The organism is Corallococcus exercitus (assembly GCF_003611585.1).
Taxonomy (GTDB): domain Bacteria; phylum Myxococcota; class Myxococcia; order Myxococcales; family Myxococcaceae; genus Corallococcus; species Corallococcus exercitus.
Genome location: NZ_RAVW01000464.1, coordinates 1 through 7,237, shown reverse-complemented (window position 1 = coordinate 7,237; position 7,237 = coordinate 1). Strand labels below are relative to the sequence as shown.

6 protein-coding genes are annotated in these 7,237 nt (G+C 69.6%); all 6 read right to left on the bottom strand.

What is annotated here, in order from left to right; all coding sequences use genetic code 11:
• Positions 1-996: OPT/YSL family transporter (locus D7W79_RS35840; protein WP_208729927.1), on the bottom strand; the 996-nt coding region annotated here is incomplete at its 3' end.
• Between the two features lie 54 nt (positions 997-1,050).
• Positions 1,051-3,048 (bottom strand): HipA domain-containing protein, encoded by a 1,998-nt coding sequence (locus D7W79_RS45430; protein WP_244222155.1) that lies wholly within the window; start codon positions 3,046-3,048, stop codon positions 1,051-1,053.
• A 1-nt stretch (position 3,049) separates the two neighbouring features.
• Complete coding sequence (locus D7W79_RS35830; protein ID WP_120529795.1) at positions 3,050-4,711, bottom strand: DUF262 domain-containing protein; 1,662 nt, start codon at positions 4,709-4,711, stop codon at positions 3,050-3,052.
• Between the two features lie 85 nt (positions 4,712-4,796).
• Entirely contained in the window at positions 4,797-5,366 is a 570-nt protein-coding gene (locus D7W79_RS35825; protein ID WP_120529796.1) for an imm11 family protein, read from the bottom strand.
• Between the two features lie 19 nt (positions 5,367-5,385).
• The gene (locus tag D7W79_RS35820; protein WP_120529794.1) at positions 5,386-6,738 is read right to left on the bottom strand and encodes an AHH domain-containing protein; all 1,353 of its coding nucleotides are present in this window, start codon (positions 6,736-6,738) and stop codon (positions 5,386-5,388) included.
• 186 nt (positions 6,739-6,924) lie between these two features.
• Positions 6,925-7,237 (bottom strand): CPBP family intramembrane glutamic endopeptidase (locus tag D7W79_RS35815; protein WP_147442219.1); only part of this gene is annotated, 313 nt, incomplete at its 5' end.

The following is a 7,237-nucleotide window of genomic DNA, read 5'->3' as shown; positions in this document are numbered from 1 at the left end:
CCCCCGCAGCGCCCGTCCCCACACCCGGGCCTGGAGCGCGAACTGCAACAGCGACGCGGTGGTGAGCGCCGCCGCGCCCGGCCACAGCGCCCACGCGAGAAAGTCCCCGTCCACAGCCACCAGTCCCGCCGCCATCAACCGGGGCGCGACGACGCCATGGACGACGAGCGCTCCCAGCAACATGGACGCGGTGACCCGCACGCCCAGGAGCGCGCCCCCGCCCACCGGCATCAACCCCGTCTCCAGCGCGAACCCCAGCCGCTCCAGCGGCACCCCACCCAGCGTCCCGGGAAACGCATACGCATACGGCACGCGTCCGAACCCATCGCGCGCGAGCGTCAACAGCCCCGCGACCAGCCCGCCCACGCCCAGCATCCGCAGCCGGGGCCCCGCAGCCTCGCCGCCCGCGTGCAGCGCGCGAGCCGTCGCCGCCGCAGCCGTCCCGGACGCGAACGGAAGCTGCTCCCGGTCCACCAGCTGCCGCTTGAGCGGCACCGCGAACATGACGCCCAGCGCGGACAGCAGGAACGTCCACGCCAGCAGCGTCACCCCGGGCAGGTGGTGCCCCGTGGTCAGCAGCCACGCGCCCTGCACCGACACGAGCGCGCCCCCCGTCGCGTAACCCGCCGACGACGCCACCGTCTGCGCGCACCCCAGCTCCAGCAGGGACAGCGGCGCTCCCGCGACGCGGGGACTCAAGCGCCGGAGCGCCCCATGCGTCGCGGACGCGAGCAGCGCGGCGGTGACGGCCACCCCGAACGCCACGCCCGTCTTCAGGCCCGCGTAGAGGTTGGTGGCGCAGGTGAGCACGCCCAGCCCCGCGCCCAGCGCCACCGCGCGCAGCGTGAGCTGGGGCAGCCGGTCGCCCTGATAGACGCGCGTGAGCCAGTAGGTGTCCACCTCCGCCTGCGTCGTCCCGGGGATGCTCAGCAGCGTCAGCGAGGCGTCGGTGGGCACGTCCCCGTCAGGGACGGCGCGGGGAGCGGGGGCCGGCATGGGCGGCCCATCCTCTCCGTTCATCCCCTTGCGCGCCACCCTCCACCCTCCACGTCACGCCTCGCGCGAACGCAGCAGGTAGAAGACGTAGCCGTAGCTGTCCCCGTGGCGGCGGTACAGGTTCACCTCCTGCTCCGCCGCCGCGATGACCTCGCGCAGCGCCGCGTCCGCCGTGGGGCGCAGCCGTTCGATGCGCTGGAGCAGTGGCGTGTAGTAGTCGTCCCACCACGCGGACGCGGGCAGCGTGAAGGTGTCCACCACCGTGAAGCCCGCGGCCTCCGCGGTGGCGCGGTTCTGGGCGACGTTGGCCATGGACGGATACGCGGCCGACCAGAAGCGCACCGCCTCCGGGGGCCGTGCGTCGGTGAGCCAGGAGCACTCGGTGACGGCCACCTGCCCTCCGGGCGCGAGCAACGGCCGCCACTGGCGCAGCCCCTGCCCGAAGCCCATCACGTAGATGGCGCCCTCGGACCACAGCAGGTCAAAGGACGCGGGCGGCAACGTCAGCGCGCCCATGTCCTCCTGCCGCGTGACGATGGCTTCCGACAGTCCCTGCTCGCGGGCCTCACGCTCCAGCCGATCAAGATAGGGCCGGTGCAGGTCCACGGCGGTGACGCGGGTGCCCAGCTCCCGCGCGAGCACCAGCGACTGCCGTCCGGTGCCCGCGCCCAGGTCCAGCACGCGCGGCGAGGGCGGCGGCGGAGCCAGGCGTCGCAAGGCCTCGCGGGTGCAGTCGTCACTGCCGGGGCCCAGCCGGGGCAGCTCGCTGTAGAGGGTGAAGAAGGCGTTGGCCGTCTGGCGCAGCTCGCCCGCACTGCGCTTCACGTTGCCCTGGAGGAGCGGGACGCGCTTCCAGTGTTCTTCGATGCGCTGCTTGAACAGCTCCGGCATGGGCAGGTCCGCGCGCAGCGTGGTCCACGCATCGAGCGCGACCTCCACGGCGCCCGTCACTACCGGGAGGACGTCCTCGTCGCTCAGGCCCAGCTTGCGCGCCAGGCGCTCGAAGCTCTGGAGCGACACGTCCTCGAAGCGCTTGGACTTCGCCAGGTTCAGCGCGAGCTGATCCTGCGGCATGTACTGGATGGTGGAGACGAAGTCATACGCGGGCGACAGCGTGGGGCGCGTGCCGTCCGGGTAGTAGAGGGACCAGTTCTTGTGGTGCGCGTCGCCGTTGCCGCACGCGATGATGAACACCAAGCGCCGCAGGAATTCCTGGAGCGAGTCCAGCCCCGCCACCTTGAGCAGCACGTTGGCGATGGTCTCGTAGTTGTACTTCTTGTACTTCTCATCGGAGTACAGCCCCAGCACCTGCGCCATGTCCTCCATGTGCACGCGGTGGCCCGGCGTAGGCCGGTCGAAGCGGCGGATGGCGTACGCCAGGTCCTCGCGCAGGGTGATGCCTTCCGGCAGGCCGTGCAGGTCGGAGACCTTGAGGAGTTGCAGCTCCGGCACGTCGATGCCGGTGGCGCGCGCCCAGGTCATCACGGACAGCTCGTTCTCCGGCACGCGGTCGTAGCGGTTGTCTGGGAGCTTGACGATCCAGTCACCGCCCAGGCCGCCCATGGGCAGCGTCATGCCCCGGTCGCGCCGGAGCATGGAGAACTTGAGCTGCACGCCCGCGAGTGAGAAGCGCAGCGGCTCGCCGTCGGACGCGGGTTCGGTGGGGACGTCCGCCAGGGGCGCGTCGTGGCCGGCCAGCTCGCCCGCGGGGCGGACGATGACGGCGCCGGAGAGGTCCGCGCCCAGGTGCGCGATGAAGAAGAACTCGCGCTGCCGGGCGATCTGCTGGCGCTCGGAGATGAGGTCGCGCAGTGGGCCTTCGGGCAGCAGGTTGGAGAAGAACGGCGGCAGCCGCATGCGGCTGGTGTGGCGGCGCGACAGGTCGTCCTCGAAGAACTGGCCCAGGACAGGGCGCGGGTAGCGCTGGCGGTAGTCCTCGGAGAGGCTGAACTCGATGCGCTCGTCCGCGAGCAGCGTGAGCGTGCCGACGTGCACGTCCCCGATGAGGACGTCGAGGATGCCGGTGGTGGACACGGGGAGCGTGGGGTCCATGTCAGTCCTCATCGTCGTCGATGATCATCGACTGGAGTGAAGGCCGGTCCGATTCGTCCCAGCGCGTCCGGGCCTCCATGAACTGGCGCAGGACGGGCTCCAGCACGGCCTGACGCAAGGAGAGGAACGCGCCGTCATTGCGCCGCAAGGACTCCAGGGCCTCCGCCGTGAGCCCGTGGCTGTGGAGAAGCTCCTCGCCGGGAGGCGGCTGCGCTTCGAGCACCTGGATGAGGGAGCGCCCCTCCACCGGAGGATGGAAGAGGTAGTTGAAGGTTCCCTCCATCAGGCGCCGGACCGTCCTGCGGTCCTGGGCCCGCTGCGTGCGCCACCGCACGTCATCCGGGGGAAGGAGGAGCTGGAAGCCCTCGCCCTTCTGCTCCAGCAACTCCGCCGGGTCCAGCACCGCGCCCGTCAGCAGGTGGCGCGGCTGGAGGGACAGCATCGCGATGCGAAGGACGAGCGGGGGCCTCACGGTGGCGTGGGGCATGACCGGCAGGCCGGTCTCCATCCACCAGCGGATGAGCGGAGGCGGCACCTGCGCCAGCAGCGCCTGGAGGGAGCGCTCCTCGTCGGAGCGGATCGCCGCGAAGACCTGCATGCCCTCCGCGGGCTTCAGCTCCCAGCCGCCAAAGACGATGTGACGCCAGAACCAGCGCGACAGCAGCTCGCGTGAGCGCGGTGAGGGCTCCGGGTGCAGCTGGAAGAACCGCGTCAAGAGGACCAGCGAGTTCTCCGGCGCGGGCAGCAGCTTGAGGTGCGGGATGAACGCATCGCGCTTGAGGAACACGATGGCATCGCGAAGCGCCCGGTCCGTGCGGCGGACGGTCTCCGTGAGCTCGTCGTCCTGGTTGAGCTGTTCCTGGTAGCCGCGCGTGAAGTCCAGGCCGCGCACGGCGAGCACGGCGCGCAAGAGCAACGACTCCGGGATGCTGCCGAAGCCCAGTTCCCGCAGTCCTTCCGTCACCGACTCCAGGCTGAGCGAGCGCGAGCCCACATACAGCGCGTTGAACACCTCTTCATCCGTGAGCGGCCGGCCCGCCGTGTTGAGGCGCTTGAAGATGATGCGCAGGACCTTCTCGTCCGCGGTGTCCACGACGTAGGCGGGCACCTGGTACTCGCGGATGGCCTTGCCCAGGCGGATGGCGGCGCGCAGGTGCTCCGGGTGCGCCTCACGGTCCGGGTAGCGGTTGAGCCAGTGGAGCAATGACTCGCTGTCCAGCACCTCGTTCATCGGCAGCCAGTGCGGCGGAGGCATGCCCTCTGACGGAGGCGGATGCAGCTCCTCCGTCTCCAGGTCGAAGTACAGGTGGAAGTCATCGCGTCCGGCGTCGTCCCCATAGGCAGGGTGCAGCAGCACGCCCGCGAGCGCCGTCACGCGCTGCTGCCCGTCCACGGCCCACAGGCCCTGGCTCGTGGAGGGCGCGTCGATGCGAACAGGGCCGAAGCTGACGCTGGCGGCGGGAGCATCCCGGCGCCAGAACAACAGGGTCCCGATGGGGTAGCCCCGGTACACGCTGTCCAGCAGGTCGCGCACGTCGTCCGCGGTCCAGCGCAAGGGGCGCTGGAAGTCAGGGATGCGCACCTCGCCACGCCGCACGCGGTCGAGCAGGTCCTCGATGCTGAACGACTTCGTCTCCGGGCGCCGCGTCAGGGGAGCGGGCATCGCGAACCTCCTCCCCGGTCTGTAACCCGAAGCCCCGGAAGCCGCCACCTACACCGTGGAGGCACGTCGCTTCGGCAGCAGCACCCTAAACCTCTTCAAATTTCGTTCCCGTGGCACCGATGCGCTCGAGTGCGTCGCGGATTTCCTCTCGGACGATCAACGCGATGGGCCAGCCCCAGGTGCGGAACACCTTCGCGTCACCTACCTGCGAAGCGTCAATCCGCATTCCCCAAACGTCTCGGTACTCGCCAACCTTCTCAGGGCGCCCGTCCTCCGGCGTCCACATCAAGATCTCCTTGGTGGCCTTGTCGTCAATGCAGCGAATCAGCTTGGTGGCCACGAGGATGTAAAACGGATCGGGCTGGCCTGCGGCCTCTACCGGAAAGAGCTGCACGTCATCGGGAGCAAGCTCCGCGAAGACGGATGCCACCTTGGCGTGGACCACTGGAGTTGAGCGGGCCGCCAGCGAGAAATCGAGGGCTGTTCCGGGTAGAGACATCGGGAGCTTCAGGCGACCCGGAGCGTCAATCGGAGTCCCATCGGTGAACACCCACGGTTCACTCAGCGCTCTGCCTTCAACGTCGGTAGGAGTGCCGAGCAACCACCGGCCTGGACTGGCCATGTCGTCGCTCAGGTCGAAGTAACGCTTGGGCATGCGGACCATTGTGTCGCCCCTATGCACCCGTCACCAGTCTGTTGAGGAGGGTGTCTGGAGCTGCGATCTCCTGCGCCAACTTGTCGAGCTCCGCTGTCAGCGCCTCGCGGCATTGCTCCATGGTGCGGCAGGTTCGTGTTGCCGCGTCCAGGCGCCGGAAGATGCGTTGATGGTACGCCAGTGGGTGGGGCCCCTTGTGGCCCTTGACGCGAACGATGTTGGCCGGATCGTCCAGCGCCATGCCCGCCCTGTCGAAGATCTCCTGGAACCGGGGTGACCAGGGGCCTTCATTGTTCGTGGCTTTCCACCACTTGTTCGTGGCGATGTGATGGTCGTGGCCCTCCGCATCCACCGGGGCGGCGGCCGAGCCCCCCATGGTCCGTGCCGTCATGGCCACCGCGTCAGGTGCCAGCGCCACGGTAATGGCCTCGCCCGACACGGCCACCGCGCCCACTTCGCCCACGGCGGCAAGCCGGAGCCCTGCGCGCCCCCCGGCCAGTGCCGCCGCCTGGGCTGAGCCGGGGAGCGTAGGCACCTTGCTGGCGAAGCCCGCGGCCGTGTTACCGACAGCCACCGTCGCCACCAGCGCGAAGGCACGTGCCGCATTCCGGCCCATCACCTTGCCGTAGCGCTCACCCGCATCGCGCAGCTCATCAAACGTGGTGGCCTGGTCTGCTTCTTCCACCAGCCGTTTGAAGCCCTCTATCAGCGACCAGAAGGTGTCCACCCCAAGGTAGACAATGACTGTCGCCGTCATCACGGCAGCGAGGCCCTTGCTCACCGGCTCGGGCACCGACCAGAGCACCAGATAGAGAGTCATCGTCCACAGCGCCGCCGACAGCGCTGCGTGCGGGTCGGCCATGCCCTTGAAGGCGTCCAACATCTCATCCAGGACCACGCCTTGGGCAAGTGCCATGGCCAGCGCATAGCGGCCGTCTCCGGTCACAATGGGGCTGTCCATCAAGAGGCGCAGACAGTCACCCTGGCGTCCGGTGCGCTCGCACCAACGCAGATATGCCCGCGTCAGTTCCACCTCCGCTGGCGGGATGTCGGAGGTCAGTGCCCCCCCCTCCAGCGGCGTCATGTGCCGGGTGCGGGGGTTGAAGAGGTACGTGCCGCTGCGGGCCTCAACGCCCAAGAGTTTCCGTACGTCCCGCTGGGGATTGGCCGAGGCCCGCATCTGCCGCACCAGCCGGGCCACGGACGCCTTGAACTCGCGCCGCTCCACCTCCACCGGCCCGGCTTCGTCGCTGTGAGGCGTGAAGACGACCGGCGTCCCCCGGCCCGTCTCCAAGCGCACCACGCGTCCCGAGGCACAGCCTGTCAGCGCAAGCAGCAGCAGCAGCAGCGCGGCAGCGTGATGCATCCTCATCCGGCCCCCAACGGGAAAGGGAGCCATCCTCCGGGACGAGGTCACACCACGGCCAGAACCCAGCGGATGGGCCTCCCGCCGAGGTGAGTGCGCAGAGTGCCCTCAGGGGCAAGCTGTCCGCCGCAAAGCTGGAGTGGGCTACAGAAGCATCGCTGCGGGCGTGCGTGTCCACTCCGAGGCCGCCACCTACACCGTGGGGGCACGTCGCTTGGGCAGCAGCACCACCAGCCCCAGCGCGACCAACCCCGTCACGGCGGACAGCACGCGGCCGCCCTGCCCCACCGCGTTGACGTCCAGTTGCAGGTCCAGCAGCCCGTTCGCCAGGTTCCATCCCCAGTGCAGCCCCACGGCGCCCCACAGCGAGCCCGTGCGGGCCACCGCCGCCGCGTACGCGAGCCCCGTGCAGAACAACATCAGCCACTCCAGCGGACCGTTGCCCAGGCGGTATACGTGCGTGAGCACGAACACGCCCGCGGACAGGGCCACGTAGCCCGCCCCC

Bases quoted from the DNA above. Each gene is read 5' to 3' on its own strand.
- D7W79_RS35820 (WP_120529794.1), bottom strand. From the start codon at position 6,738: ATGAGGATGCATCACGCTGCCGCGCTGCTGCTGCTGCTGCTTGCGCTG.
- D7W79_RS45430 (WP_244222155.1), bottom strand. From the start codon at position 3,048: ATGGACCCCACGCTCCCCGTGTCCACCACCGGCATCCTCGACGTCCTC.
- D7W79_RS35825 (WP_120529796.1), bottom strand. From the start codon at position 5,366: ATGCCCAAGCGTTACTTCGACCTGAGCGACGACATGGCCAGTCCAGGC.
- D7W79_RS35830 (WP_120529795.1), bottom strand. From the start codon at position 4,711: ATGCCCGCTCCCCTGACGCGGCGCCCGGAGACGAAGTCGTTCAGCATC.